General features: G+C 63.5%; 34 protein-coding genes and 3 pseudogenes. 1 reads left to right on the forward strand and 36 read right to left on the reverse strand.

Features of this window, described 5'->3' with window-relative positions; translation table 11 throughout:
- From dsbD to AC1DO7_RS23615, 34 genes and pseudogenes are all read right to left on the reverse strand, one after another.
- Positions 1 to 1341, reverse strand: a 1341-nt coding sequence (gene dsbD / locus AC1DO7_RS23450) for a protein-disulfide reductase DsbD (RefSeq protein WP_477116632.1), incomplete at its 3' end; no start/stop codon positions are given.
- 165 nt (positions 1342 to 1506) lie between these two features.
- Positions 1507 to 1857 (reverse strand): divalent-cation tolerance protein CutA, encoded by a 351-nt coding sequence (gene cutA / locus AC1DO7_RS23455; RefSeq protein WP_441617965.1) that lies wholly within the window; start codon positions 1855 to 1857, stop codon positions 1507 to 1509.
- Between the two features lie 158 nt (positions 1858 to 2015).
- Entirely contained in the window at positions 2016 to 2411 is a 396-nt protein-coding gene (gene rplQ / locus AC1DO7_RS23460; protein ID WP_130393142.1) for a 50S ribosomal protein L17, read from the reverse strand.
- A 162-nt stretch (positions 2412 to 2573) separates the two neighbouring features.
- Positions 2574 to 3554: a DNA-directed RNA polymerase subunit alpha gene (locus tag AC1DO7_RS23465; protein WP_477116625.1), complete on the reverse strand. Its 981-nt coding sequence runs from the start codon at positions 3552 to 3554 to the stop codon at positions 2574 to 2576.
- 181 nt (positions 3555 to 3735) lie between these two features.
- Positions 3736 to 4359: a 30S ribosomal protein S4 gene (rpsD, locus tag AC1DO7_RS23470; RefSeq protein ID WP_441617961.1), complete on the reverse strand. Its 624-nt coding sequence runs from the start codon at positions 4357 to 4359 to the stop codon at positions 3736 to 3738.
- 298 nt (positions 4360 to 4657) lie between these two features.
- Positions 4658 to 5059 (reverse strand): 30S ribosomal protein S11, encoded by a 402-nt coding sequence (gene rpsK, locus AC1DO7_RS23475; RefSeq protein WP_017225223.1) that lies wholly within the window; start codon positions 5057 to 5059, stop codon positions 4658 to 4660.
- Between the two features lie 24 nt (positions 5060 to 5083).
- Entirely contained in the window at positions 5084 to 5449 is a 366-nt protein-coding gene (rpsM, locus tag AC1DO7_RS23480; RefSeq protein ID WP_020203842.1) for a 30S ribosomal protein S13, read from the reverse strand.
- 19 nt (positions 5450 to 5468) lie between these two features.
- Complete coding sequence (rpmJ, locus tag AC1DO7_RS23485) at positions 5469 to 5585, reverse strand: 50S ribosomal protein L36 (RefSeq protein WP_006160433.1); 117 nt, start codon at positions 5583 to 5585, stop codon at positions 5469 to 5471.
- A gap of 31 nt (positions 5586 to 5616) precedes the next feature.
- Complete coding sequence (infA, locus tag AC1DO7_RS23490; RefSeq protein WP_010812378.1) at positions 5617 to 5835, reverse strand: translation initiation factor IF-1; 219 nt, start codon at positions 5833 to 5835, stop codon at positions 5617 to 5619.
- A gap of 23 nt (positions 5836 to 5858) precedes the next feature.
- Positions 5859 to 7202 (reverse strand): preprotein translocase subunit SecY, encoded by a 1344-nt coding sequence (gene secY, locus AC1DO7_RS23495; RefSeq protein ID WP_020203843.1) that lies wholly within the window; start codon positions 7200 to 7202, stop codon positions 5859 to 5861.
- Between the two features lie 48 nt (positions 7203 to 7250).
- The gene (rplO, locus tag AC1DO7_RS23500) at positions 7251 to 7685 is read right to left on the reverse strand and encodes a 50S ribosomal protein L15 (RefSeq protein WP_441617958.1); all 435 of its coding nucleotides are present in this window, start codon (positions 7683 to 7685) and stop codon (positions 7251 to 7253) included.
- Positions 7686 to 7705: 20 nt separating this feature from the next.
- Positions 7706 to 7888 carry a 50S ribosomal protein L30 gene (gene rpmD / locus AC1DO7_RS23505; protein WP_006160440.1) on the reverse strand — a complete coding sequence of 61 codons (183 nt, stop codon included), beginning with the start codon at positions 7886 to 7888 and terminating at the stop codon, positions 7706 to 7708.
- Positions 7889 to 7901: 13 nt separating this feature from the next.
- On the reverse strand, positions 7902 to 8420 hold the full coding sequence (rpsE, locus tag AC1DO7_RS23510) for a 30S ribosomal protein S5 (RefSeq protein WP_006160449.1): 519 nt from the start codon (positions 8418 to 8420) through the stop codon (positions 7902 to 7904).
- A 21-nt stretch (positions 8421 to 8441) separates the two neighbouring features.
- Entirely contained in the window at positions 8442 to 8798 is a 357-nt protein-coding gene (gene rplR, locus AC1DO7_RS23515; protein ID WP_441617956.1) for a 50S ribosomal protein L18, read from the reverse strand.
- Between the two features lie 11 nt (positions 8799 to 8809).
- Complete coding sequence (gene rplF, locus AC1DO7_RS23520) at positions 8810 to 9343, reverse strand: 50S ribosomal protein L6 (RefSeq protein ID WP_477116626.1); 534 nt, start codon at positions 9341 to 9343, stop codon at positions 8810 to 8812.
- Positions 9344 to 9352: 9 nt separating this feature from the next.
- Positions 9353 to 9748 (reverse strand): 30S ribosomal protein S8, encoded by a 396-nt coding sequence (gene rpsH, locus AC1DO7_RS23525; protein WP_017225229.1) that lies wholly within the window; start codon positions 9746 to 9748, stop codon positions 9353 to 9355.
- A gap of 27 nt (positions 9749 to 9775) precedes the next feature.
- On the reverse strand, positions 9776 to 10081 hold the full coding sequence (rpsN, locus tag AC1DO7_RS23530; RefSeq protein ID WP_035807814.1) for a 30S ribosomal protein S14: 306 nt from the start codon (positions 10079 to 10081) through the stop codon (positions 9776 to 9778).
- Between the two features lie 9 nt (positions 10082 to 10090).
- Complete coding sequence (gene rplE / locus AC1DO7_RS23535; RefSeq protein WP_477116627.1) at positions 10091 to 10633, reverse strand: 50S ribosomal protein L5; 543 nt, start codon at positions 10631 to 10633, stop codon at positions 10091 to 10093.
- Between the two features lie 25 nt (positions 10634 to 10658).
- A complete protein-coding gene (gene rplX, locus AC1DO7_RS23540; protein ID WP_441617949.1) occupies positions 10659 to 10967 on the reverse strand; it encodes a 50S ribosomal protein L24 in 309 nt (102 codons plus the stop codon).
- A 9-nt stretch (positions 10968 to 10976) separates the two neighbouring features.
- A complete protein-coding gene (gene rplN, locus AC1DO7_RS23545) occupies positions 10977 to 11345 on the reverse strand; it encodes a 50S ribosomal protein L14 (protein WP_017225233.1) in 369 nt (122 codons plus the stop codon).
- 276 nt (positions 11346 to 11621) lie between these two features.
- On the reverse strand, positions 11622 to 11900 hold the full coding sequence (gene rpsQ, locus AC1DO7_RS23550; RefSeq protein ID WP_020203849.1) for a 30S ribosomal protein S17: 279 nt from the start codon (positions 11898 to 11900) through the stop codon (positions 11622 to 11624).
- On the reverse strand, positions 11897 to 12091 hold the full coding sequence (gene rpmC / locus AC1DO7_RS23555) for a 50S ribosomal protein L29 (protein ID WP_020203850.1): 195 nt from the start codon (positions 12089 to 12091) through the stop codon (positions 11897 to 11899). Before rpmC ends, rpsQ begins: the two co-directional genes overlap by 4 nt.
- An 11-nt stretch (positions 12092 to 12102) precedes the next feature.
- Positions 12103 to 12519 (reverse strand): 50S ribosomal protein L16, encoded by a 417-nt coding sequence (rplP, locus tag AC1DO7_RS23560; protein ID WP_006160465.1) that lies wholly within the window; start codon positions 12517 to 12519, stop codon positions 12103 to 12105.
- A gap of 2 nt (positions 12520 to 12521) precedes the next feature.
- Positions 12522 to 13325, reverse strand: a complete 804-nt coding sequence (gene rpsC / locus AC1DO7_RS23565; protein WP_441617947.1) for a 30S ribosomal protein S3 — start codon at positions 13323 to 13325, stop codon at positions 12522 to 12524.
- 9 nt (positions 13326 to 13334) lie between these two features.
- Entirely contained in the window at positions 13335 to 13664 is a 330-nt protein-coding gene (gene rplV / locus AC1DO7_RS23570; protein ID WP_020203852.1) for a 50S ribosomal protein L22, read from the reverse strand.
- A 9-nt stretch (positions 13665 to 13673) separates the two neighbouring features.
- A pseudogene (gene rpsS, locus AC1DO7_RS23575) lies at positions 13674 to 13886 on the reverse strand (30S ribosomal protein S19); the annotation flags it as partial.
- A 1-nt stretch (position 13887) separates the two neighbouring features.
- A pseudogene (rplB, locus tag AC1DO7_RS23580) lies at positions 13888 to 14568 on the reverse strand (50S ribosomal protein L2); the annotation flags it as partial.
- A 2-nt stretch (positions 14569 to 14570) separates the two neighbouring features.
- A complete protein-coding gene (gene rplW / locus AC1DO7_RS23585; RefSeq protein WP_006160473.1) occupies positions 14571 to 14885 on the reverse strand; it encodes a 50S ribosomal protein L23 in 315 nt (104 codons plus the stop codon).
- On the reverse strand, positions 14882 to 15502 hold the full coding sequence (rplD, locus tag AC1DO7_RS23590; protein WP_441617942.1) for a 50S ribosomal protein L4: 621 nt from the start codon (positions 15500 to 15502) through the stop codon (positions 14882 to 14884). The genes rplW and rplD overlap by 4 nt, the downstream gene beginning before the upstream one ends.
- 11 nt (positions 15503 to 15513) lie before the next feature.
- Positions 15514 to 16164, reverse strand: a complete 651-nt coding sequence (gene rplC, locus AC1DO7_RS23595) for a 50S ribosomal protein L3 (RefSeq protein WP_441617940.1) — start codon at positions 16162 to 16164, stop codon at positions 15514 to 15516.
- 365 nt (positions 16165 to 16529) lie between these two features.
- Positions 16530 to 17021, reverse strand: a complete 492-nt coding sequence (locus AC1DO7_RS23600) for a flavin reductase family protein (RefSeq protein WP_441617938.1) — start codon at positions 17019 to 17021, stop codon at positions 16530 to 16532.
- Between the two features lies 1 nt (position 17022).
- Positions 17023 to 18264 (reverse strand): styrene monooxygenase/indole monooxygenase family protein, encoded by a 1242-nt coding sequence (locus AC1DO7_RS23605; protein WP_441617936.1) that lies wholly within the window; start codon positions 18262 to 18264, stop codon positions 17023 to 17025.
- A gap of 95 nt (positions 18265 to 18359) precedes the next feature.
- Positions 18360 to 19148 (reverse strand): SDR family oxidoreductase, encoded by a 789-nt coding sequence (locus tag AC1DO7_RS23610; protein WP_441617934.1) that lies wholly within the window; start codon positions 19146 to 19148, stop codon positions 18360 to 18362.
- Between the two features lie 103 nt (positions 19149 to 19251).
- Complete coding sequence (locus AC1DO7_RS23615; protein WP_441617932.1) at positions 19252 to 20487, reverse strand: dienelactone hydrolase family protein; 1236 nt, start codon at positions 20485 to 20487, stop codon at positions 19252 to 19254.
- Between the two features lie 255 nt (positions 20488 to 20742).
- Between AC1DO7_RS23615 and AC1DO7_RS23620 the strand changes: the two genes are divergently transcribed.
- Positions 20743 to 21756 (forward strand): AraC family transcriptional regulator, encoded by a 1014-nt coding sequence (locus AC1DO7_RS23620; protein ID WP_441617930.1) that lies wholly within the window; start codon positions 20743 to 20745, stop codon positions 21754 to 21756.
- Positions 21757 to 21863: 107 nt separating this feature from the next.
- Here the strand turns inward: AC1DO7_RS23620 and rpsJ are convergent, their stop codons facing one another.
- A complete protein-coding gene (gene rpsJ / locus AC1DO7_RS23625; RefSeq protein ID WP_006160488.1) occupies positions 21864 to 22172 on the reverse strand; it encodes a 30S ribosomal protein S10 in 309 nt (102 codons plus the stop codon).
- Between the two features lie 164 nt (positions 22173 to 22336).
- Positions 22337 to 23426 (reverse strand): annotated as a pseudogene (gene tuf, locus AC1DO7_RS23630) (elongation factor Tu); the annotation flags it as partial.
- Positions 23427 to 23487 lie beyond the last annotated feature (61 nt).

Below are 23487 nucleotides of genomic sequence, written 5' to 3' on the forward strand. Positions count from 1 at the left end.
GGCCAGGCCATGCGCATCCGGGCCGAGCGCCTCGAAGGCGCTCAGGAACACGGCGCCCACCAGCAGCAGGGCAGCCCACCCCGTCATCAGCACCCAGGCTGGCAGGACCGGGCTGACCATCCACAGCGCCACGCCCAGCAGCAGAAAACCGAAGAAGCGCTTGGTCATCTCCATCCAGCRCCCGGCGCGAGGCAGCAGGTTACCCGCGCCAACGCCCACCAGCACCAGCGGCAGGCCCATGCCGAGCGCCATGGCGAACAGCGCCGCGCCACCGGTCATGGCGTCGCCGGTACGCGCGATATAGGCCAGCGCGCCGGCCAGCGGCGCGGTCACGCAGGGGCCGACGATCAGCGCGGAGATTGCGCCCATGGCGGCGGCGCCGGCCAGCTGCCCGCCCTGGCGCCGGTTGGACGATGCCGTCAGCCGGGTCTGCCAGCGCTGCGGCAACTGCAGTTCGTAGAGGCCGAACATGGACAGCGACAGGCCCACCATCAGCGCGGCGAACAATGCCAGCACCCACGGGGCCTGCAGCGCGGCGGACAAGCCTTCGCCGAGCACCCCGGCGGCCACCCCGACGCCGGTGTAGACCACCGCCATGCCGAACACATAGGCCAGGGACACCAGCAGCGCACGGCCGCGCGTGACGTGCTCGCCCACCACGATGGAGGACAGGATCGGCACCATCGGCAGCACGCAGGGGGTGAAGGTCAGCAGCACGCCGAGGCCGAAGAACAGTGCAGCGATCAGGCCGAGATTGCGGCTGGCCAGCGCGCCCGCGATGCGGTCGTTCTCGTCGGCCGGGCCCGACAGGGGGGCGGCAGCCGCGTCGGCCGCGGCGCTGGCGTTGCCAGCGCTCCTGGCCGTCCCCGCAGGGGCGGGTACGCCGGCAGGAGTCGAATCCGCCTTCGCAGTCTTGCCAAACAGGCCGTCGAGCGCACCACCGCCCACCTTGAAGACACTCTCCATCGGCGGATAGCACAAGCCCTTGTCGGCGCAGCCCTGCGAGGTCACCACCAGCGACCACTTGCCATCGGCGGGCGCGGCTTCGACCGGCACGCGAATGGTCAGGCCACCGTGATAGGTCTCCATCTCCTTGCCGAAGGTCTCGTCGAACTTGACCTTGCCCGGCGGAAACGCAGGCGCGCCCAGCTTGACCGATGCCGGTTGCGCGGCAAAGGCAAAACGGTCGCGGTAGAGGTAGTAGCCGTCGGCCACGTCGAAGCGGACCTCGATGGTCTGCGCGTCGACCTGGCGCGCGGCGAAGCGGAACGCCTGTTCCGGCGGCAGGAAGTCTTCCTCCGAGGCCGCATGCGCGATACCGCCGAAGCAGAGCCACAGCATGGCCAGCAGCGAGAACAGCAAGCGCACTGCGGCATTTTGCCGCACCACCGTTGTTGCCGGCTGGCGGCCCAACGCGCCCGACTCCACTGCGAAACCCATGCTCCGTCCTTGAAAATATCGTTGGTCTTGCCGCGCGGCGATCGGCATCACGGCCGCCCGGCGTTGCTATGCCCGCTCGTCACCGGCCGGGGCCGCACCCGTTTCCTCGGCGACCCAGGCCAGGTAGGGCGCGAAGCCGGCCACCACGGGCACGGCCACGATCTCCGGCACCTCGTAGGGGTGGGCCAGGCGGATCGCGGCTTCCAGCGCCGCGTAGCGGTCCTGCGTGGTCTTGATCACCAGCGGCCACTCCTTCGCCGTCTCGATCTCGCCGCGCCACCAGTATTCGGACTCGCACGGCGCAAGCCGGTTCACGCAGGCTGCCAGGCGCGATTCCAGCACGGCGCGCGCCACGCGCGCGGCGGCTTCGGCATCGGGCAACGCCGTCATCACCAGTATCGTCTCGCTGTCGCTCATCGCTCGTCTCCCACTCGCCACCCGGCCCCAGGCTTGCGGCCCGCAAACCGGGGGCCGCAAAAACAAAAGAGCCAGGCATCTAGCCTGGCTCGATTGTAAGCGGTGTCCGCGCCAGCCGCCGGGGACCAATGGTCGCAGGCGGCGGGACGGCATCAACCTTATTCCGCGGCTTCTTCTGCCGGGGCTTCGGTGATTTCCGGACGGTCAACCAGCTCGACCAGCGCCATCGGCGCATTGTCGCCCTGGCGGAAGCCGAACTTCAGGATACGCGTGTAGCCGCCCGGACGAGCGTTGTAGCGCGGGCCGAGTTCGTTGAACAGCTTGGTGACCATGTCGCGGTCGCGCAGGCGGGCGAAGGCCAGGCGGCGGTTGGCAACGGTGTCCTTCTTGGCCAGCGTGATGAGCGGCTCGACAACCTTGCGCAGTTCCTTGGCCTTGGGCAGGGTGGTCTTGATCAGCTCGTGCTGGAACAGCGAGTTGGACATGTTGCGCAGCATCGCGAGACGGTGCGACGAGGTGCGGTTCAGTTTCCGCAAACCATGACGGTGACGCATGATGATTCCTTTATTGCAATGTTTGACCAGCTCTTCTATCGCTTGGCCGGGTCAATCCCCGGTTCGGCGCGGGCCGGTAGTCGATTGGAGCGGCCGGCACATGCCGGCTGCCGGGATCACCGGCGCGGCGCGGGGACCTGCCCCCCGCCGCGCGCGGCGAAATTACTTCTCCAGACCTGCGGGCGGCCAGTTCTCGAGCTTCATGCCAAGGGTCAGGCCGCGCGAAGCCAGCACTTCCTTGATTTCGTTGAGCGACTTGCGACCCAGGTTCGGGGTCTTCAGCAGCTCGTTCTCGGTGCGCTGGATCAGGTCGCCGATGTAGTAGATGTTTTCGGCCTTCAGGCAGTTGGCCGAACGCACCGTCAGCTCCAGGTCGTCGACCGGGCGCAGCAGGATCGGGTCGATCTGCGGCGTGCGGCTCGAAGCGGCTTCCGCCGACGACTCGGTGCCTTCCAGCGCGGCGAACACGGACAGCTGGTCGACCAGGATGCGGGCCGACTGGCGGATCGCTTCCTCGGGCGAGATCACGCCATCGGTTTCGATGTTCATCACCAGCTTGTCGAGGTCGGTACGCTGTTCCACGCGAGCGGATTCCACTGCGTACGACACACGGCGCACCGGCGAGAACGAAGCGTCCAGCACGATGCGGCCGATGACCTTGCCCGCTTCGTCGCCGAACTTGCGCACGTTGCCCGGCACATAGCCACGGCCTTGTTCGACCTTGACCTGCATGTCGAGCTTGCCGCCGGCCGACAGGTGAGCGATCACGTGGCCGGGGTTGATGATCTCGACATCGTGCGGCAGCTCGATATCGRCAGCCGTCACAACGCCTTCGCCTTCCTTGCGCAGCGACACCGTGACTTCATCACGGTTGTGCAGCTTGAAGACCACACCCTTCAGATTGAGCAGCAGGTTGACTACGTCTTCCTGCACGCCATCGATGGTGGAATACTCGTGGACCACCCCAGCGATCGTGACTTCGGTCGGGGCATAGCCGACCATCGACGACAGCAGCACGCGACGCAGGGCGTTACCGAGCGTATGGCCGTAGCCACGCTCGAACGGCTCCATCACGACCKTCGCGTGATGGTCGCCCAGCGGCTCTACGGCGATGATTTTAGGCTTGAGGAGTGCTGTTTGCATTAGGTTGTCCTTTTCAATACCCTCGGCTCGTTACACCGATAAGGCTGACGTATGGAACCTGAAAATCCCATCGTACGATGGGCAATAAGCCCGGCGCGCGGCAGCGCGTCGGGCTGAATGTGAAGCTTGACGAGAAACGCAAGCCCCTGACCGTTCGATGGTGTCGGACAGATTCGTGCGATTAACGCGAATACAATTCGACGATCAGGCTTTCGTTGATGTCACCGGAGATATCGGCGCGATCCGGCACTTGTTTATACGTGCCTTCGAATTTCTTCGCGTCAACGGCGACCCATTGCGGGAAACCAGATTGCTCGGCCAGCGACAGCGCTTCGGCGATACGGACTTGCTTCTTCGACTGCTCGCGGATGGTGATGACGTCGCCAGCCTTGACCTGTGCCGACGGCACGTTCAGGGCCTGACCGTTCAGCAGGATCGCCTTGTGCGACACGAGCTGGCGCGCTTCGGCGCGGGTCGAGCCGAAGCCCATGCGATAGACGACGTTGTCCAGGCGCGATTCCAGCAGTTGCAGCAGCTTTTCGCCGGTGTTGCCCTTGCGGCGGTCGGCTTCGGCGAAGTAACGGCGGAACTGGCGCTCGAGCACGCCATAGATACGCTTGACCTTCTGCTTTTCACGCAGCTGGTTGCCGTAGTCGGAGGTGCGCGTACCCGAGGTACGGCCATGCTGGCCCGGCTTGCTGTCCAGCTTGCACTTGTCGGCGAGCGAGCGACGTGCGCTCTTCAGGAACAGGTCGGTGCCTTCACGGCGGGAGAGTTTGGCCTTCGGGCCGATATAACGTGCCACTTTATCTTCCTTCCTGATCGATCGCGGCGCCTTGTGTACGCGCCGCGAGTCCGCCTTCTCCGCCCCTTGGGGGCGCCTGAGTGGCAGACGGTGGGCTTATCCAGCGCGCTCCCGGAGGGGCACGCAAAAGCATGACTGGCTACTGCGCCAGGCGGCGGACCAAGACTTCGACCCGACAAACGCAAAGGCGCAAAACGAAAACCTGCCGCAAAGCTGATGCAGCAGGTCAACGTGCGATGATACCACACCGGGCCACCGGCAAGAAACCCCGCCGGCCACCCGGGTATGACAGCGTCGCTTAGATGCGGCGGCGCTTCGGCGGACGGCAGCCGTTGTGCGGCACCGGCGTCACGTCTTCGATCACCGAGATCTTGATGCCCAGCGCGTTCAGCGCACGGACAGCCGATTCACGGCCAGGGCCGGGGCCCTTGATGCGCACGTCCAGGTTCTTGATGCCCTGGTCTTGCGCCACGCGGCCGGCGTTCTCTGCTGCGACCTGGGCTGCAAACGGGGTCGACTTGCGCGAACCCTTGAAGCCCTGGCCACCCGAGGTCGCCCACGCCAGGGCATTGCCCTGACGGTCGGTGATCGTGATGATGGTGTTGTTGAACGAAGCGTGGACGTGCGCAATGCCGTCGGCAACGTTCTTCTTGACCTTCTTACGCGCGCGCTGGGCGGCGTTATTCGGACCTTTTGCCATTAGTTTCTTCCTCTGCCTTCGGCTTTACTTCTTCAGAGCCACGCCGGCCTTACGCGGACCCTTGCGGGTACGGGCGTTGGTGCGGGTGCGCTGACCGCGCATCGGGAGACCCCTGCGGTGACGGACGCCACGATAGCAACCAAGGTCCATCAGACGCTTGATGTTCATCGTGGTTTCACGACGCAGGTCACCCTCGACCGTGGCCTTGCCGACTTCGTCACGAAGCTTTTCCAGGTCGGCGTCGGTCAGGTCCTTGACCTTCTTGTCAAACGGAACGCCGGTGGCCTCGCAAATCTTGCGGGCGCGCGAGCGGCCGATACCGTAAATAGCCGTCAGGCCGATCTCGGTATGCTTGTGGTTCGGGATGTTAACCCCTGCGATACGTGCCATTCGTCAATCCTCTTTACGATTAGCCTTGGCGTTGCTTGTGGCGGGGATCCGACGAGCAGATCACGCGCACGACACCGTTGCGCTTGATAACTTTGCAGTTGCGGCAAATGCGCTTAACAGAAGCCAGCACTTTCATGATTTTCCTCTTCCTTCAATTCCTGTTCGCTTCACTTCGTCCGAAAGACGATACGCGCGCGTGACAGATCATATGGAGTCAGCTCAACCGTCACCTTGTCACCCGGAAGAATCCGGATGTAGTTCATTCTCATCTTTCCGGAGATGTGGCCCAGCACTACGTGGCCATTCTCCAGTTTGACTCGGAACGTCGCATTGGGAAGGTTTTCCAGGACCTCCCCCTGCATCTGGATGACGTCGTCTTTTGCCATACCTAGCCCGTACCGACCCGGCTTTAGCGCAAGGTCAAATTACCCTTGAAATTCGCTTTCTTCAGCAGGGACTCATATTGCTGCGACATGACATAGGACTGGACCTGGGCCATGAAGTCCATCGTGACGACCACGATGATCAGCAGCGAGGTTCCGCCAAAATAGAACGGAACGTTCCAGCGCAGTACCAGGAATTCCGGCAACAGGCAGACCAGTGTGATGTAGATCGCACCAGCCAGCGTCAGACGCACAAGGATCTTGTCGATGTAGCGCGTCGTCTGCTCGCCCGGACGAATGCCCGGAATGAAGGCACCGCTTTTCTTCAGGTTATCCGCCACTTCACGGCTGTTGTACACCAGAGCCGTATAGAAGAAGCAGAAAAATACAATCGCAGCAGCGTACAGCAGGATGTAGACCGGCTGGCCCGGCGACAGCGTTGCCGCCAGGTCCTTGATGAACCGGCCTGCAGCGCCCGTCGAGTCAGACGTGAACCAGCCCGCGATGGTCGCCGGGAACAGGATGATCGACGATGCGAAGATCGGCGGAATCACCCCTGCCATGTTCAGCTTCAGCGGCAGGTGCGACGACTGACCGCCGTACACCTTGTTGCCGACCTGACGCTTGGCATAGTTCACCAGGATCTTGCGCTGGCCACGTTCGACGAACACCACGGCGAACGTCACGCCGGCGATGATCGCGACAATCAGGATCGACGCGATGATGCTCATGGAACCAGTGCGAACCAGTTCGAAGAGACCGCCGATCGCGTTGGGCAAGCCCGCCGCGATACCGCCGAAAATGATGATCGAAATGCCGTTGCCCAGACCCCGCTCGGTGATCTGCTCACCCAGCCACATCAGGAACATCGTGCCGGTCACCAGCGTGATCACCGCCGTAGCCCGGAACATCAGACCCGGGTCGATCACCAGGCCGGGCTGAGACTCCAGCGCGACCGCGATCGACAGCGCCTGGAAGGTGGCCAGGACCACCGTGCCGTAGCGCGTGTACTGCGTGATCTTGCGTTGACCCGCCTGCCCTTCCTTCTTCAGCGACTCCAGCTGCGGCAGCACGATCGTCAGCAATTGCATGATGATCGACGCCGAGATGTACGGCATGATGCCGAGCGCGAAGACGGTAAAGCGCGACAGCGCACCGCCCGAGAACAGGTTGAACATCCCGAGGATGCCACCCGACTGACTCTGGAAAAGCTTCGCAAGCTGTTCCGGATCGATCCCCGGCACCGGAATATGCGCTCCGATGCGGTACACGATCAGGGCCAGCACCAGGAACATCAGCCGGCGCTTGAGGTCGCCGTACTTCGCCGTGTTCTTGGCTTGCGTGCTTGCATTGGGTTTCGCCGTGGCCAAACGATGCTCCGACTGTGACTCGCCTATGCTGCGAAATCAGCTGCTAAATTACGCCGCGATCTGACCGCCGGCGGCTTCGATCGCAGCCTTGGCGCCAGCGGTGGCACCCAGACCCTTGATCGTCACCTTGCGGGTCAGCTCACCGGCCTTGATGACCTTGGCGCTCTTGATCAGATCGCCCACCAGGCCAGCCTGCTTCAGAACCAGCAGATCCACTTCGGCAGCTTCCAGACGCTCGATGTCGCGCAGGCTCACCTCGGCGGTGAATTCCTTCGTCAGCGAGGTGAAGCCACGCTTCGGCAGACGACGATACAGCGGCATTTGACCGCCTTCGAAGCCGACCTTGTGGAAGCCGCCCGAACGCGACTTCTGACCCTTGTGACCACGACCGGCAGTCTTGCCCAGGCCGGAGCCGATACCGCGGCCGACGCGACGCTTGGCGTGCTTCGAACCGGCGGCCGGTTTCAGGTTGTTCAGTTGCATCTTGCTCTCCGTGTCCTGTATCAGGCCAGAACCTTGACCAGGTACGACACCTTGTTGATCATGCCGCGCACGGCGGGCGTGTCCTGCAGCTCCGACACCGAGTTGATGCGGCGCAGGCCCAGGCCACGGACGGTGGCGCGATGATCCTCACGCGTGCCGATCAGGCTGCGCACGAGTTGCACTTTTACGGTTTGTTGCGACATTTCGTCCGACTCCTTAACCGAGGATGTCTTCAACCGACTTGCCGCGCTTCGCGGCGATCTCGCCGGGCGTGCTCATCTTCTGAAGACCGTCCAGCGTGGCGCGAACCATGTTGTACGGATTGGTCGAGCCGTGCGACTTGGTCACCACGTTGGTGACGCCCATCACTTCGAAGATCGCGCGCATCGGGCCGCCGGCGATCACGCCGGTACCTTCCTTGGCCGGCATCATCAGCACCTTGGCGGCGCCGTGCTTGCCCACGACTTCGTGTTGCAGCGTGCCGTTCTTCAGCGAGACCTTGACCATCTTGCGACGGGCTTCGTCCATTGCCTTCTGAACTGCCACCGGCACTTCCTTGGCCTTGCCCTTGCCCATGCCGATGCGGCCATCGCCGTCACCAACCACAGTCAGCGCAGCGAAACCGAGAATCCGGCCACCCTTCACCACCTTGGTGACGCGGTTGACCGAGATCATCTTCTCGCGGAGGCCGTCGTCGCGTTCGTCCTGCTGGACTTTTGCTTGCATTTTTGCCATGACGTATCTCTCTATGTGCGCTTAGAACTTGAGACCGGCTTCACGCGCAGCGTCAGCCAGAGCCTTCACGCGACCATGGAAGCGGAAGCCGCCGCGATCGAACGCAACGGTTTCCACGCCGGCAGCCTTCGCCTTTTCGGCGATGCGCTTGCCAATCAGGGTCGCGGCGGCGGCGGTAGCACCGCTGCCAGTCAGTTCCTTGCGCACTTCTGCCTCGACGGTCGAAGCCGAAGCCAGCACTTGCGTGCCGCACGGCGAGTAGACCTGGGCGTAAATATGCGAATTCGTACGGAACACGGTCAGACGATTGATCTTCATCTCCGCGATCTTGGCGCGGGTCTGACGTGCACGGCGCAAACGAGCGTCTTTCTTGTTCATGATTGCACCCCTTACTTCTTCTTGGTTTCCTTCAGGATGACGCGCTCGTCCGAGTAGCGAACGCCCTTGCCCTTGTAGGGCTCAGGCGGACGGTACGCGCGAACTTCCGCGGCAACCTGACCGACTTTCTGCTTGTCCGCACCCTTGATGATGATCTCGGTCTGCGTGGGCGTTGTCGCCGTCACGCCTTCCGGCATCGCATGGATCACGTCGTGCGAGAAACCAAGCTGGAGCTTCAGCGCAGCACCTTGCAGCTGGGCACGGTAGCCCACGCCGACCAGGTTCAGCTTGCGCTCGAAACCGGTGGTCACACCCTTGACCATATTGGCCACCAGGGCGCGCATGGTGCCCTGCAGTGCGTTTGCTTCGCGCGATTCGTCGGCCGGGGCGAAGGTCAGCGTGTCGTTTTCGACCTTGACCTGCACCAGGYTGTGAATCGGCTGSGWCAGCGTGCCGAGCGGGCCCTTCACGGAGAGCACGCCAGCCGCCACATTGACTTCTGCGCCTTTGGGCAGCGCGATGGGAGCCTTACCTACACGGGACATGGTTACTCCTTACGCGACGTAGCAAAGAACTTCGCCGCCCACGCCAGTGGCACGTGCCTTGCGGTCGGTCATCAGACCCTGCGGGGTCGAGATGATCGCGACGCCCAGGCCGTTCATCACTTGGGGAATGTCGCTGCGGCCCTTGTACACGCGCAGACCGGGCTTCGAGACGCGCTCAATGCGCTCGATGACCGGACGGCCGGCGTAGTACTTCAGACCGATGCTCAGTTGTGCCTTGCCGCCTTCTTCCTTCACGGCGTAGTCGTCGATATAGCCTTCGTCCTTCAGGACCTTGGCGATTGCCACTTTCAGCTTCGACGACGGCATGACAACCGACGCTTTCTGCACGCCTTGGGCGTTGCGGATGCGCGTCAGCATATCGGCGATAGGATCGCTCATGCTCATACTGTTTCTCCTGTAGCCTGTGCGTAATTACCAGCTGGCTTTCGTCAGACCCGGGATTTCGCCACGGAAGGCGATTTCACGGATCTTGTTACGCGCCAGGCCAAACTTGCGGAAGGTACCGCGGGGACGACCGGTGATCGCGCAGCGATTGCGCTGACGGGTCGGGTTCGCGTTGCGCGGGAGCTGTTGCAGCTCCAGACGTGCGCCATAACGCTCTTCTTCCGACTTTTCCTGATCGTCAATAATGGCCTTGAGGGTTGCGCGCTTGTCGGCATACTTTGCCACGAGCTTGGCGCGCTTCTTCTCACGTTCAATCAGAGCCAATTTAGCCACGGTAACCCCTTAATTGCGGAACGGGAACTTGAATGCGCCGAGGAGTGCCTTGGCTTCCTCGTCATTCTTCGCCGTCGTCGTGATGCTGATGTTCAGACCACGCAGTGCGTCGATCTTGTCGTACTCAATTTCGGGGAAAATGATCTGCTCTTTCACACCGATGTTGTAGTTGCCACGACCATCGAACGAGCGGCCCGACACACCACGGAAGTCACGCACGCGGGGCAGTGCCACGGTGACGAAACGATCCAGGAATTCGAACATGCGCTCGCCACGCAGCGTCACCATCGCGCCGATGGGATAACCCTGGCGGATCTTGAAGCCGGCGATTGCCTTCTTGGCCTTGGTCACCACCGGCTTCTGAYCGGCGATCTTGGTCAGGTCGCCCACGGCCAGCTCAATGACCTTCTTGTCATTGATGGCTTCGCCAAGGCCCATGTTCAGGGTGATCTTGGTGATGCGCGGCACTTCCATGACCGACTTGAAACCGAACTGTTCGATCAGCTTCGGTACGACCTGTTCTTTGTAAAACTCTTGCAGACGTGCTGTCATGCTCAACTCCTATCCTTGCCCAGAATCAAGCTGCCACGACGGCGCCGGTGGTCTTCAGCACGCGCACGCGCTTGCCGTCTTCCACCTTGATGCCGACGCGCGACGGCTTGCCATTGGCATCCACGAGCGCAACGTTGGAAATATGCAGCGGCATGACCTTGTCGACCACACCACCAGTGGTGCCCAGCATCGGGTTCGGACGTGCGTGCTTCTTGGCAACGTTCACGCCGTCAACCACGACCTTGTCGCCGAGCATGGCTTGCACGGTACCGCGCTTGCCCTTGTCTTTGCCGGTCAGGACGATGACTTCGTCGCCTTTGCGAATCTTGTTCATGGCGGCTCCTTACAGCACTTCCGGCGCGAGCGACACGATCTTCATGAAGCGCTCGGTACGGAGTTCACGAGTCACCGGCCCGAAGATACGGGTGCCGATCGGCTCGAGCTTGGTGTTCAGCAGGACAGCGGCATTGCTGTCGAACTTGACGAGCGAACCATCAGCGCGACGCACGCCCTTGGCGGTACGCACGACGACGGCATTGTAAATATCGCCCTTCTTCACGCGACCGCGCGGCGCTGCGTCCTTGACGGTCACCTTGATGATGTCGCCCACGCTCGCATAGCGGCGCTTGGACCCACCCAGCACTTTGATGCACAGTACTTCGCGCGCACCAGTGTTATCGGCCACTTCGAGCCGGCTTTCTGTCTGAATCATGGTGTTATCTTCCCAACTTAATCCACCGGGCAACGCCCGCCGGTCAGTCTTGGTCCCGTCGGTCTCCGGCTTTGCGCCAGCAACCGTTTGGGTTGATCAACTTTGAAGTCGGTAGTTACCAGGCGGCCTGAACATGGTTAATCAGGAGCCGCTCGGCCTAGGTTCGCTCAGTCAATTCGCCGGGGTGATACAGCTAAGGCGAATGCAACAAAGCGGAAGTCCAGGATTATAGCACATAACCCTGGACTCGCAAGTCAACCGCAAACCTTGTGGTTTTTAGATGACGCGCGCAGCTTCGACCAGACGGGAAACCACCCAGGACTTGGTCCGCGAGAGCGGACGCGATTCCTGGATCTCGACCTTGTCGCCTTCCTTGTACTGGTTGGCTTCGTCGTGTGCGTGGTACTTCTTGGAACGCAGCACGTACTTGCCGTACAGGGGATGCTTGACGCGGTTTTCGATCAGGACCGTGACGGTCTTGTCCATCTTGTCGCTAACTACACGGCCGACCAGAGTGCGGCGAAGCGACGATTCCGTTTGTGCAGTTTCAGTCATTTCGTGGTCGCCTTCTCGTTCAGCACGGTTTGCACCCGCGCGATGTCCTTGCGCACCTTCTTCAGCTGGCTGGTGTTCTGCAGCTGTTGGGTGGCCTTTTGCATGCGCAGGCTAAATTGGGCCTTCAGCAGCTCGGAGAGCTCCTGGTTCAGCCCTGCGGCATCTTTGCCGCGAAGTTCGGATGCTTTCATCCCTGCTCTCCTTACGTCCCGACCTGGCGCACCACGAAATTGGTGGCGATCGGCAGCTTGGCAGCTGCGAGGCGGAACGCCTCACGTGCCAGCTCTTCCGTCACGCCATCCATTTCGTACAGCATCTTGCCCGGCTGGATTTCTGCCACGTAGTATTCCGGATTGCCCTTACCGTTACCCATACGGACTTCGGCGGGCTTCTTCGAGATCGGCTTGTCCGGGAAAATCCGGATCCAGATGCGGCCGCCACGCTTGATGTGACGGGTCATCGCACGACGTGCCGACTCGATCTGGCGAGCCGTCAGACGGCCACGGCCCATTGCCTTCAGGCCGAATTCACCGAAAGACACGGCGTTGCCACGGGTAGCCTTACCCGTGTTGCGGCCYTTCTGCTCCTTGCGRTAYTTYCTGCGCTTAGGTTGCAGCATYSTTATTCTCCACTCTTCGCATCTGCGCCAGGCCCAGCGCGGCGACCGGCACCGGCACCAGCACCACCGCGGCGGTTGCCGCCCGGACGGCCTTCGCCTTCACGGCGGCGGCCTTCGGGACGACCCGGGCGACGGCGACGTTCGTCTTGCGGCTCTTCCACCACCGGCGCGTCGTTGCGGCCGAGGTGATCACCCTTGTAGACCCACACCTTGACACCGATGATGCCGTAGGTGGTTTCTGCTTCGGAGAAGCCGTAGTCGATGTCGGCGCGCAGGGTGTGCAGGGGCACACGGCCTTCGCGATACCATTCGGTACGTGCGATTTCGATGCCGTTCAGACGACCGGCGCTCATGATCTTGATGCCCTGGGCACCGAGGCGCATCGCGTTCTGCATCGCGCGCTTCATGGCGCGGCGGAACATGATGCGGCGCTCGAGCTGCTGGGTGATCGAGTCGGCGATCAGCTGCGCATCGGTTTCCGGCTTGCGGATTTCCTCGATGTTCACGTGCACGGGCACACCCATGCGGCGTTGCAGCTCAGCCTTGAGCAGTTCGATGTCCTCGCCCTTCTTGCCGATGACCACGCCCGGACGCGAGCTATAAATGGTCAGGCGTGCATTGCGGGCGGGGCGCTCGATGACGACGCGGCCAACCGAAGCGTTCTTGAGCTTCTTCTTCAGAAACTCGCGAACTTCGATGTCTTCCTTCAGCATGCCGGCGAACTTCGTGTTGTTGGCGTACCAACGCGAAGCCCAGTTACGGCTGACGGCCAGACGGAAGCCAGTCGGATGAATCTTCTGTCCCATCGTGACTCCTTAGTTGCCGAGCGTCACAGTGATGTGACAAGTTTGTTTCTCGATGCGGTTGCCGCGGCCCTTTGCTCGTGCCGTGAAACGCTTGAGCGAGGTTGCCTTGTCGACGAAGATGGTCTTGACCTTCAGTTCGTCGATGTCGGCGCCTTCGTTGTGCTCGGCGTTGGCGATGGCCGATTCGACCACCTTCTTCACGATCCCTGCAGCCTTTTTCGGGCTGAACGTCAGGACGTTGAGCGCGCGCTCGATCGGCAGACCGCGGATCTGGTCGGCGACCAGGCGAGTTTTCTGGGCGGAGATGCGGGCACCGCGATGAATCGCTTTCACTTCCATGATGGCACCTTACCTCTTCGCTTTCTTGTCAGCCGCGTGGCCCTTGAACGTACGCGTGAGCGCAAATTCGCCGAGCTTGTGGCCGACCATGTTTTCCGAAACGTACACCGGCACGTGTTGACGGCCGTTGTGGACGGCGATCGTCAGGCCGATGAATTCCGGCAGAATGGTCGAGCGACGCGACCAAGTCTTGATGGGCTTCTTGTCCTTGCCGCCCGTGGCGGTTCATCACAACGCCACGCACCGTCGGGCGGATACCGCGCCAACGGGTTGCGCCGGCCTTGCCGATGACGCGCAGGCTGTGCTCTTCGTTGCCGACTTCGCCAATGGTGGCACGGCATTCGATGTGCACGCGACGCACTTCACCCGAGCGCAGACGCACTTGAGCGTAGATGCCTTCACGAGCCAGCAGCACGGCGGAACCGCCGGCGGCGCGGGCGATCTGGGCACCCTTGCCAGGCAGCATTTCCACGTTGTTGATCGTGGTACCGACCGGGATGTTGCGGATGGGCAGGTTGTTACCAGCCTTGATCGGCGCTTCCGAGCCGTTCATCAGCGGCTGGCCAGCTACCATGCCCTTCGTGGCGATGATGTAGCGGCGTTCGCCGTCGGCGAACAGCACCAGCGCGATATTGGCGCTGCGGTTCGGATCGTATTCCAGGCGCTCGACCTTGGCGGCGATGCCGTCCTTGTCGTTGCGCTTGAAGTCGACCACGCGGTAGTGGTGCTTATGACCACCGCCCTTGTGGCGGGTGGTGATGTGACCGTTGTTGTTACGGCCCGACTTCTGGAATTGCTTTTCCAGCAGCGGAGCATGGGGCGCGCCCTTGTGCAGGTTGGGGTTAACAACCTTCACCATGGAGCGACGGCCCGGGGACGTCGGCTTGGTCTTGACGAGTGCCATGATTACTTGGCCTCCGCTTCAAAATTGATTTCCTGACCCGGCTTGAGCGAAACGTAAGCCTTCTTCACGTGGTTGCGACGCCCCATGAAGCGGCCAAAGCGCTTTTGCTTGCCCTTTTGGTTCAGGATCTGAACGGACTGCACCTCGACCTTGAACAGCAGTTCGACCGCCGCCTTCACGTCTGCCTTGTTGGCATCGCGAGCGACTTCGAACACGACTTGTTCGTTCTTGTCGGCGACCAGGGTTGCCTTTTCGGAAACCACCGGGGCGAGCAGCACCTGCATCAAACGATGATCGTTCTTGGCTACTTGCGTCATTTCAGCAACTCCTCGATCTGCGCGACGGCTGCCTTGGTCACCAGCACCTTCTTGTAGTGCACGAGCGACAGCGGGTCAGCCTGGCGCGGCTCGACAACTGCCACGTGCGGCAGGTTGCGCGAAGCCAGGTAGAGGTTTTCGTCGAGGCTGTCGGTGATGATCAGCACCGAGTCCAGGCCCATGGCCTTGAACTTGTCGGCCAAGAGCTTGGTCTTGGGCGCATCGACGGTGAAACCTTCCACCACGTTGATACGACCTTCACGTGCGAGCTGCGAGTAAATCGAGCGCATGCCGGCACGGAACATCTTCTTGTTGACCTTCTGCGTGAAGTTCTCTTCCGGCGAATTCGGGAAGATGCGGCCGCCCCCGCGCCACAGCGGCGAGGAAGACATACCGGCACGAGCACGGCCCGTACCCTTCTGACGCCACGGCTTCTTGGTCGTGTGCTTGACCTCTTCACGATCCTTCTGCTTACGGTTACCGCTGCGAGCGTTGGCCTGGTAAGCGACGACGATCTGGTGAACGAGGGCTTCGTTGTAGTCACGGCCGAAGACTTCGGGCGAGGCGTCAACGCCTGCGCCGACTTGGCCATTGTCCTGAAGGAGCTTGAGTTCCATTGATTCGCTCCTTAAGCTTTGGCTTTGGCCTTGACGGCCGGGGTCACGATGACCTTGCCGCCCTTGGAACCGGGGATCGCGCCCTTGACCAGCAGCAGCTTGCGCTCTGCGTCGATCTTGGCGATTTCCAGGTTCTGGACGGTGCGGGTGACGTCACCCAGGTGGCCCGTCATGCGCTTGCCGGGGAACACACGGCCCGGATCCTGCGCCATACCGATGGAACCCGGCACGTTGTGCGAACGCGAGTTACCGTGGGTGGCACGACCGGATGCGAAATGGTGGCGCTTGATGGTACCGGCGTAGCCCTTACCGATGGTCACGCCCTGGACGTCGATCTTCTGACCGACTTCGAACAGGTCGACCGACAGCGAACCGCCAGTTTGCAGTTCGCCAGCCTTAGCGGCATCGATACGGAATTCGCGGATGATTTCGCCAGCTTCGACACCGGCTTTGGCGAGGTGACCCGCCAGCGGCTTGGTGACGCGGCTAGCGCGGCGTGCGCCGAAAGTGACTTGAACCGCGGTATAACCGTCGGTCTCGTCCGTCTTGATTTGCGTCACGCGGTTGTCGCCGACCTCGACCACGGTAACGGGAATCGAATCACCGTCGTCCGTGAAAATACGGGTCATGCCAACCTTGCGACCTACAAGGCCAAGGCTCATGGTTTGCTCCATTCCCAGCTGCGATTGGCCGGGGCTGATTGATACACGAAAACTGTGTGTTTGCAGTACAAGGGCTTGCGCTAAAGAAGACTGCGCATGGCCAAAATGGCCAGCCCGATTACCCATAGACAAACGGGTAGCCTTACACTATATCCGACTGGTTTGGAAAGAGCAAGAGTTTGAGTGGGAGGTAGTGACGGTGCGCGGGGCTGCGTGTTGCTTTATGGCGTTTTCCCGCTCTTTTGCCGTCGGATCGCGGCGCGATTGTGCTGCTTTCGCTCCTCACCGGCTCCGCGTTGCGGGGTTCGCGCCGCGGATGGCCCCGGTCCGGGCCTCCCATCGCCGCCGGCGATTCCCCAAGGGTCTTACGGCCCGACCCTGACGAACTCGCCGCCATAGAACACCAGTGGGTCCCCCTCCCCCACCTCAAACCCTTCGACCGCGCCCACGATCAGCAGGTGATCCCCCACCGGATCGGCGCGCTCGACGCGGCAGGCAAGCGTGGCCAGCGCTTCTTCCAGGTACGGCACCCCGCGCTCGCAGCACCGGTGCGCGATGCCCGCGAACTTGTCCTCGGCCGGCGTCGCGAAGCGGCGCGCCAGTCCCCCCTGCCCTGCGCGCAGGATGCTGACGCCGAAACTGGCGCCAGCGGCGAAGTGCGCGACATTCGGCGAATGCAGGGCCAGGCTCCAGAGGATCAGCGGCGGCGCCAGCGACAGCGAGGCGAAGGAGTTGATGGTAAGGCCGATCGGGCGGCCGCCAGCGCCGCGCGCGCCGATGACCGCCACGCCCGTCGCATAGCGCCCGCAGGCGCGCCGCAGGGCCCGGGGGTCGTGCATCGCTTGGGCGACCGCCATCTCACGCCGCCCTTGGCAGATGCCGGTCGATCAGTTGCTGGCAGGCTGTGGGATCCGCCCACCAGGGGAAGAAGTCCGGCGGATTGTCGAAGCCGTTGGCGATGCGCGCGGCCAGTGCCGGCGCCTGCCCGGCGGCGCCGAGCAGCGACAGGATATGCGGCGGYGGCGGCGTGAGCAGGGAGTTGGTCCAGTTCACCACGTCGCCGGCGTACTGCCAGTACCGCGCGAAGGTCTGCTCCATCCAGCCAGCATCGAAGGCGCGCTCGCCGTGCGTGACGATGGCGTCGAGGTAGACCTTGCAGCACTTGGCGGCGTTGTTCGAGCCCTGCCCGGTGATGGGATCGTTGACTACCACCGCGTCGGCCATGCCGAAGACCAGCTTGCCGGATGGCAGCGTCATGACAGGATGGCGCACGGTCGGCGTGAAGCGGCCGGCCAGGATGCCCTGCTCGTCGGTCAGCGTCACCGCCTCGCAGCGTTGCGCCTCCCACGGCAGCCACGTGCGCAGGATGCGCAGGCTTTCGGCGAGGTGCTGCTCCGGGGTGCGGGCTTCGGCCCAGCGATCCATCGGGCCGCCCGGCACGCCTTCGAACACCATGATCTCGCAGGGCCCGCTGAGCGTCAGCGCGGGGAAGACGAAGTACTCGCCGATGCCCGGGATCAGGTTGAAGGCGACGCGCGAGTACGGGCTGCTGGGCCGCATGCCGTTCACATAGGTCAGCGCCAGCGCGCGCTGGGGCGCGGTGAAGGGACTGCGGGCGGGATCGCGCTCGAAGCGGCTCACGATCTCACCCTTGCCGGCGGCGAGCAGCACCAGGTCGTGCTCGCCTGCCAGCGCCTCCAGCTCGGCCACGCCGGCGTCGGCGATACGCAGGTCGCCGCCGCGCTGCGCGAAGGCCTCCATCCAGGCGGGCATCTTGAGACGCTGGTCCACTGCCAGTGCCGGACGCTCGAGGCGGGCGGCCCAGTCGATCAGCTTCGCACCGGGCTGCTCGGGGTGCGGCACCGCCAGGCCGATGCCTTCGACGGGCGGGCACGTATCGTCCCACCAGCCGAGCCCGAGTTCGCGCTCGCACTGCAGGGCGCGGTCGAACATGCACTGGCTGGACATGACTTTGCCCGCGCGGACCTGGTCCGGCGTGCGGTTGGTCATCAATGTCACCTGGTAACCCCGGGCCTGCAGGCCGAGGGCCATCTGCAGGCCGGACTGGCCGGCGCCCACGATGGCAATGCGTTGGCTCATGGCAATCTCCTCGATGCGGATAGCGCGCTTGGAATGACGGTCTGGATTGGCGGTCCGGCGCCGGCTCGTGCCGGCCGCCCTCGGGCTGCGTGGCGTCAGCCTGCGAGCCGTGGAATCGCGGGGACGTTCTGCTCCGGCCCCATCGCCGCGTAGCCGCCATCCACGGCATAGTCGGCGCCGGTGACGAAGCTGGCGTGGTCGGAGCAGAGGAACAGCACGACCTGGGCCACTTCGTCGGGCTCGCCGGCGCGGCCGAGCAGGTGGAAGTCGGCCGCCACGCGATCGGTGCGCTCGCGGTTGCCGCCGCTGACCTCGTCCATCAGCCGGCACCAGGTCCAGCCGGGCGAGACGGCGTTGACGCGAATGCCGTCGGGCGCGAGGTCCATGGCCATGCTGCGCGTGAGTTGCCGGATCGCCGCCTTGGAGGCGGGATAGAGCCAGCGCCCGGTCTGCGCCACATTGGCCGAGATGCTGGTGAAGTTGACGATGGCGCCGCCGCCGCGCTCGCGCATGACGCCGTGCACGGCCTGCGCCAGCATCACGCCGGATACGACGTTGACGTCGAGCGCGGCAAGCCAGTCGCGGCGGCCTGACCTGAAGCCGTCGTCGAGATAGGTACAAGCCAGGTTGACCAGGTAATCGATGCCGCCGAAATGCTGCTTCACCTGCGCCACCGCGGCACCGACCTGGACGTCGTCGGTGATGTCGGTGCGCACGAACAGCGCCCGTTCGCCGAGTTCTGCGGCGATGCGCTCGCCGCCGGCGGCGTCGATGTCGAGTATGGCTACCCGCGTGCCGGCCTGGGCGAAGGCCCTGGCCACGCCCGCGCCGATCAGGGTGGCGCCGCCGCTGACGATGGCGACCTTGTCCTGCAGTCCTTTCATGACGTTGTCTCCCGATGATGGGGCGTCGCCGCACAAGGCGGGCGCGCCCTTTTTGAAATATGAATACGTCGCGACGAGATCAGGATCCCTTCGAAGGCGGCGGCTACTTGCCTTCGCTCTCCTGCCAGCGCGCCATCAGCGTGTTCGACGGCAGCGTTTCATCGAGCAGCTTGCGCGCCGTTTCCACGCCGGCCACGGGCAGGCCCGCGGGATCGAGCTTGCCGATCTGCACCAGCACGCTGGCCTGGTCCCAGTAGATGTGCTCGTGATAAAGCTTGTCGCCGCGGAACTTGACGATGGCGATGAGCGGGACTTCCACCCGCTTGCCGGTCGGCGGCACGCCCGGAAGCATCCAGTCGATCTCGCAGGTATGGGTGAAGCAGAACAGCATCTCGTCGACGATCTGGCTGGCACCTACCGTGCGTGAGAGCGGGATCAGCGTGGTGTCGGGCGGATTGCTGTGGACGAAATGGTTCTTGTAGAAGCGCTTGAGCTGGCTGTGGCCCACGCCGCCGGTCATGGTCGGGATATGGTTGACGTAGGGCTGGGCCACCATCGTCGCCATGGTTGCGTCGACATCGCGGGTGGCGAATTCGTATTCGCAATGCTTGTCCCACAACGCCGAGAAGTCGTAGTACGGGCCCATCTCGGCGCGCAGCGCGCCGATCGAGCGCTGGTGCGCCATCAGCGCAGAGGGGCGGTCATAGTGCTCGCCGCCGGCGCGCGCGAAGGCGTGGTCGACGTCGGGGTAGACATAAAGCTCGATGCCGTCGCGGCCGCCCAGCGCGGCGCGGATCTGCGCCTGTGCCTCGGGTGGGCAGAAGCCGTCGCGCTGGGCGACATGCAGCACCAGGCGGCCCTTGATATGGCGGGCCTCATCCAGCGCGCGTTCGATGCCGACCCCGTAGTACGCTACCGCGCAAGCCACCTCRTCGAGCCGGCAGGCGGCCAGGTAGGCCAGCTTGCCGCCCAGGCAGAAGCCGAGCACGCCGGCATGCCCCGCGCATTCGGGGCGCGCGCGCAGCGCGGCAAGCGTGGCGCCGACGTCCTGCACGCCAAGGTCTTCGTCGAACCGCTGGTAGAGGCCGAGCGCGCGCTGGAAATCTTCGCCGCGCTCGTCCAGCTCGATGCCGGGTGCGAGGCGCCAGAACAGATCCGGGACCAGCACCGTGTAGCCCTCCTCGGCGTAGTAGTCCGCCACCGCTCGCATGGTGGCGTTGACGCCGAAGATTTCCTGGCACAGCACGATGCCGGGGCCCTTGCCCGCCGCGGGTGTGGCCAGGTAGGCGTTGAACGCACCGCTGCCGTCGGCGGCTTGGATCTGGATGGTCTGGCCCATGAGCTGCGTTCCTTTCTTGTCTTGTCGGGGGGTTGGGGCTGCCGTGCTGGATTCCATGATGGGATATCCGCACTGCAGCAAGCTAGCCGCCGGATGCAGCGGCTATCCGATTAGTGCAGGAAAATGCCGGCCCGGGCAAGGGACGCGCGAAACCGGGGCGCGGCGATCCACTATAGTGGTGCGAAGGAACCCGCCCGCGCGGGACCGTGGAGCCACCCCCAGCAACGGCGCGCACTGACGCCGAGGAGCGAGACAATGCCGCAGCCCCCCGCTGCCACGGCCGCCGAGCCGCTGGCAGGCGCCCTGCTGTCAGACCCAAGCCGGCTGGTCTTCGCCTCGACCGACCACGCGCGCACCCGTGCGGCGGTCGGCGCGGTCTTCAAACCCCACAAGCTCACCATTGCCGGCACCCTGCTGGCCGCGCGCATGCATCACGCGCCACTCGGCGCGGTATCGTTCAACCGGTTGTCCTACGGGGCCGAGGTCCGGATCGAGCCGGGCCCGCTCGAGGATTTCCTGCTGGTGCAGATGCCTGTCGCCGGGCATGCCGAGATCCGCTGCGGACGCCAGCACATCGTTTCCGACCAGGACACCGCCTCGGTGCTGACGCCCGCCGATCCGCTACAGATGCGCTGGAGCGCCGATAGCGACCAGCTGATCGTGCGCGTGGAGCGCGGCGCGCTGGAGCGGGTCTGCGCGGCCCACCTTGGCCATCGCCCGCAGCAGGCGCTGCGCTTCGAACTTGGCATGGCCTGGCGCCGCCAGGCATCCTGGTACCAGCTGATGCACTACCTGGCGGAGCTGCTCGCGCTGGCGCCGGACGCGGCGCGGCATCCGCTGACCGCCTGCCAGCTCGAGCAGCTCGTGATCGGAACGCTGCTGACGGTGCAGCCGAACAATCTCAGCGATGCGCTGCAGGCACGGGGCAAGCCGCTGGCGCCGCGCCATGTCAGGCTGGTGGAGGAATACATCCATGCGCATGCCCATGCGCCGCTGACGCCGGCGGTGCTGGCCGAGGTGGCCGGCGTCAGCCTGCGGGGCCTGTACGCGGGCTTCCGCGAGCATCGAGGCATCAGCCCCATGGCCTATCTGCGCGCGGTGCGGCTCGAGCGCGTCCGGCACGATTTGCTCAACGACAAGACCGTCGACTCGGTGACGGCGGCGGCGCTGCGCTGGGGCTTCAGCCACCTGGGGCGGTTCAGCGTGGAGTACCGCAAAAGCTTCGGCGAACCGCCGGGCCGGACCTTGCGGCGGCGCGGACCGCCGTAAGGGTGCGCAGCCGCGCACGGCACAGGAGCCCAAAAGCAAAAACGGCGAACCGAAGTTCGCCGTCTCTGTTGCCCGAGGCCGCCGGAGCGGCCTTGCGCGGAATGACTTTACACCTTGATTTCGACGTCGACGCCTGCCGGCAGGTCGAGCTTCATCAGTGCGTCAACGGTCTTGTCGGTAGGATCGACGATGTCCATCAGGCGCTGGTGAGTGCGGATCTCGAACTGATCGCGGCTGGTCTTGTTGACGTGCGGCGAACGCAGGATGTCGAAGCGCTGGATGCGGGTCGGCAGGGGCACCGGGCCCTTGACGATCGCGCCAGTACGCTTGGCGGTATCCACGATTTCGGCTGCCGACTGGTCGATCAGGCGATAGTCGAAAGCCTTCAGGCGGATACGGATCTTCTGGTTCTGCATGATATTTCCTTAAAAGAGCGATGGGCGCGAGCGCCCTGGAACATGGGAAAAGGCCAGCGGTATTGTACCGCCAGCCAGTTCCAGGAAGTTTTTTATCAGTCGAGGATCTTTGCCACGACGCCGGCGCCGACGGTACGACCGCCTTCACGGATGGCGAAACGCAGGCCTTCTTCCATGGCGATCGGGGCGATCAGCTTGACGGTGATCGACACGTTGTCGCCGGGCATGACCATTTCCTTGTGTCGTACGGAAATAGAATTGCGGACGGTAGTTGTTGAAGAACGGGGTGTGACGGCCGCCTTCGTCCTTCGACAAGATGTAGACCTCGCCGGTGAAGTGCGTGTGCGGCTTGATCGAACCCGGCTTGCACAGCACTTGGCCGCGCTCGACGTCTTCGCGCTTCGTGCCGCGCAGCAGCAGACCCACGTTGTCGCCGGCTTGACCTTGGTCCAGCAGCTTGCGGAACATTTCCACGCCGGTGCAGATGGTCTTGACCGTCGGCTTGATACCGACGATTTCGATTTCTTCACCGACCTTGATGATGCCGCGCTCGATACGACCGGTCACAACCGTGCCACGGCCCGAGATCGAGAACACGTCTTCCACCGGCATCAGGAAGGTACCGTCGATGGCACGTTCCGGCGTCGGGATGTAGGTGTCCAGCGCGTCGGCCAGGCTCAGAATCGCCACTTCGCCCAGCTCGCCCTTGTCGCCTTCGAGTGCCAGCTTGGCYGAACCCTTGATGATCGGGGTGTCGTCGCCGGGGAACTCGTACTTCGAGAGCAGTTCGCGCACTTCCATTTCGACCAGCTCGAGCAGCTCGGCGTCGTCGACCATGTCGCACTTGTTCAGGAACACGATGATGTAAGGCACGCCAACCTGGCGGGCCAGCAGGATGTGCTCGCGGGTCTGGGGCATGGGGCCGTCGGCGGCCGAGCACACCAGGATCGCGCCGTCCATCTGCGCTGCGCCCGTGATCATGTTCTTCACATAGTCAGCGTGGCCCGGGCAGTCAACGTGGGCGTAGTGGCGGTTAGCCGTTTCGTACTCGACGTGGGCGGTATTGATGGTAATACCGCGTGCCTTCTCTTCCGGCGCTGCGTCGATTTCGTCGTACTTCTTGGCCGAGCCGCCAAACTTTGCTGCCAGCACCGTGGCGATCGCTGCCGTCAGCGTGGTCTTGCCATGGTCAACGTGACCGATCGTACCAACGTTCACGTGCGGCTTGGTCCGCTCGAACTTTTCCTTTGCCATTTTTCAGCTCCTAATGGAATGCAGTCTTTTATACAGTTCATTGCACCGCCGCGCGGGTCGC

This window comes from Cupriavidus sp. 05N40, assembly GCF_056397305.1.

What these genes read in the sequence shown, in the direction of transcription:
- cutA (WP_441617965.1), bottom strand. Translation starts at nt 1,857, where the DNA reads ATGAGCGACAGCGAGACGATACTGGTGATGACGGCGTTGCCCGATGCC.
- rplQ (WP_130393142.1), bottom strand. Translation starts at nt 2,411, where the DNA reads ATGCGTCACCGTCATGGTTTGCGGAAACTGAACCGCACCTCGTCGCAC.
- rpsK (WP_017225223.1), bottom strand. Translation starts at nt 5,059, where the DNA reads ATGGCAAAAGGTCCGAATAACGCCGCCCAGCGCGCGCGTAAGAAGGTC.
- rpsM (WP_020203842.1), bottom strand. Translation starts at nt 5,449, where the DNA reads ATGGCACGTATCGCAGGGGTTAACATCCCGAACCACAAGCATACCGAG.
- rpmJ (WP_006160433.1), bottom strand. Translation starts at nt 5,585, where the DNA reads ATGAAAGTGCTGGCTTCTGTTAAGCGCATTTGCCGCAACTGCAAAGTT.
- infA (WP_010812378.1), bottom strand. Translation starts at nt 5,835, where the DNA reads ATGGCAAAAGACGACGTCATCCAGATGCAGGGGGAGGTCCTGGAAAAC.
- rplO (WP_441617958.1), bottom strand. Translation starts at nt 7,685, where the DNA reads ATGCAACTGAACAACCTGAAACCGGCCGCCGGTTCGAAGCACGCCAAG.
- rpmD (WP_006160440.1), bottom strand. Translation starts at nt 7,888, where the DNA reads ATGTCGCAACAAACCGTAAAAGTGCAACTCGTGCGCAGCCTGATCGGC.
- rpsE (WP_006160449.1), bottom strand. Translation starts at nt 8,420, where the DNA reads ATGGCAAAAATGCAAGCAAAAGTCCAGCAGGACGAACGCGACGACGGC.
- rplR (WP_441617956.1), bottom strand. Translation starts at nt 8,798, where the DNA reads ATGAACAAGAAAGACGCTCGTTTGCGCCGTGCACGTCAGACCCGCGCC.
- rpsH (WP_017225229.1), bottom strand. Translation starts at nt 9,748, where the DNA reads ATGAGCATGAGCGATCCTATCGCCGATATGCTGACGCGCATCCGCAAC.
- rplX (WP_441617949.1), bottom strand. Translation starts at nt 10,967, where the DNA reads ATGAACAAGATTCGCAAAGGCGACGAAGTCATCGTCCTGACCGGCAAA.
- rplN (WP_017225233.1), bottom strand. Translation starts at nt 11,345, where the DNA reads ATGATTCAGACAGAAAGCCGGCTCGAAGTGGCCGATAACACTGGTGCG.
- rpsQ (WP_020203849.1), bottom strand. Translation starts at nt 11,900, where the DNA reads ATGACTGAAACTGCACAAACGGAATCGTCGCTTCGCCGCACTCTGGTC.
- rpmC (WP_020203850.1), bottom strand. Translation starts at nt 12,091, where the DNA reads ATGAAAGCATCCGAACTTCGCGGCAAAGATGCCGCAGGGCTGAACCAG.
- rpsC (WP_441617947.1), bottom strand. Translation starts at nt 13,325, where the DNA reads ATGGGACAGAAGATTCATCCGACTGGCTTCCGTCTGGCCGTCAGCCGT.
- rplV (WP_020203852.1), bottom strand. Translation starts at nt 13,664, where the DNA reads ATGGAAGTGAAAGCGATTCATCGCGGTGCCCGCATCTCCGCCCAGAAA.
- rplW (WP_006160473.1), bottom strand. Translation starts at nt 14,885, where the DNA reads ATGACGCAAGTAGCCAAGAACGATCATCGTTTGATGCAGGTGCTGCTC.
- rplD (WP_441617942.1), bottom strand. Translation starts at nt 15,502, where the DNA reads ATGGAACTCAAGCTCCTTCAGGACAATGGCCAAGTCGGCGCAGGCGTT.
- rplC (WP_441617940.1), bottom strand. Translation starts at nt 16,164, where the DNA reads ATGAGCCTTGGCCTTGTAGGTCGCAAGGTTGGCATGACCCGTATTTTC.
- AC1DO7_RS23600 (WP_441617938.1), bottom strand. Translation starts at nt 17,021, where the DNA reads ATGGCGGTCGCCCAAGCGATGCACGACCCCCGGGCCCTGCGGCGCGCC.
- AC1DO7_RS23610 (WP_441617934.1), bottom strand. Translation starts at nt 19,148, where the DNA reads ATGAAAGGACTGCAGGACAAGGTCGCCATCGTCAGCGGCGGCGCCACC.
- AC1DO7_RS23620 (WP_441617930.1), top strand. Translation starts at nt 20,743, where the DNA reads ATGCCGCAGCCCCCCGCTGCCACGGCCGCCGAGCCGCTGGCAGGCGCC.
- rpsJ (WP_006160488.1), bottom strand. Translation starts at nt 22,172, where the DNA reads ATGCAGAACCAGAAGATCCGTATCCGCCTGAAGGCTTTCGACTATCGC.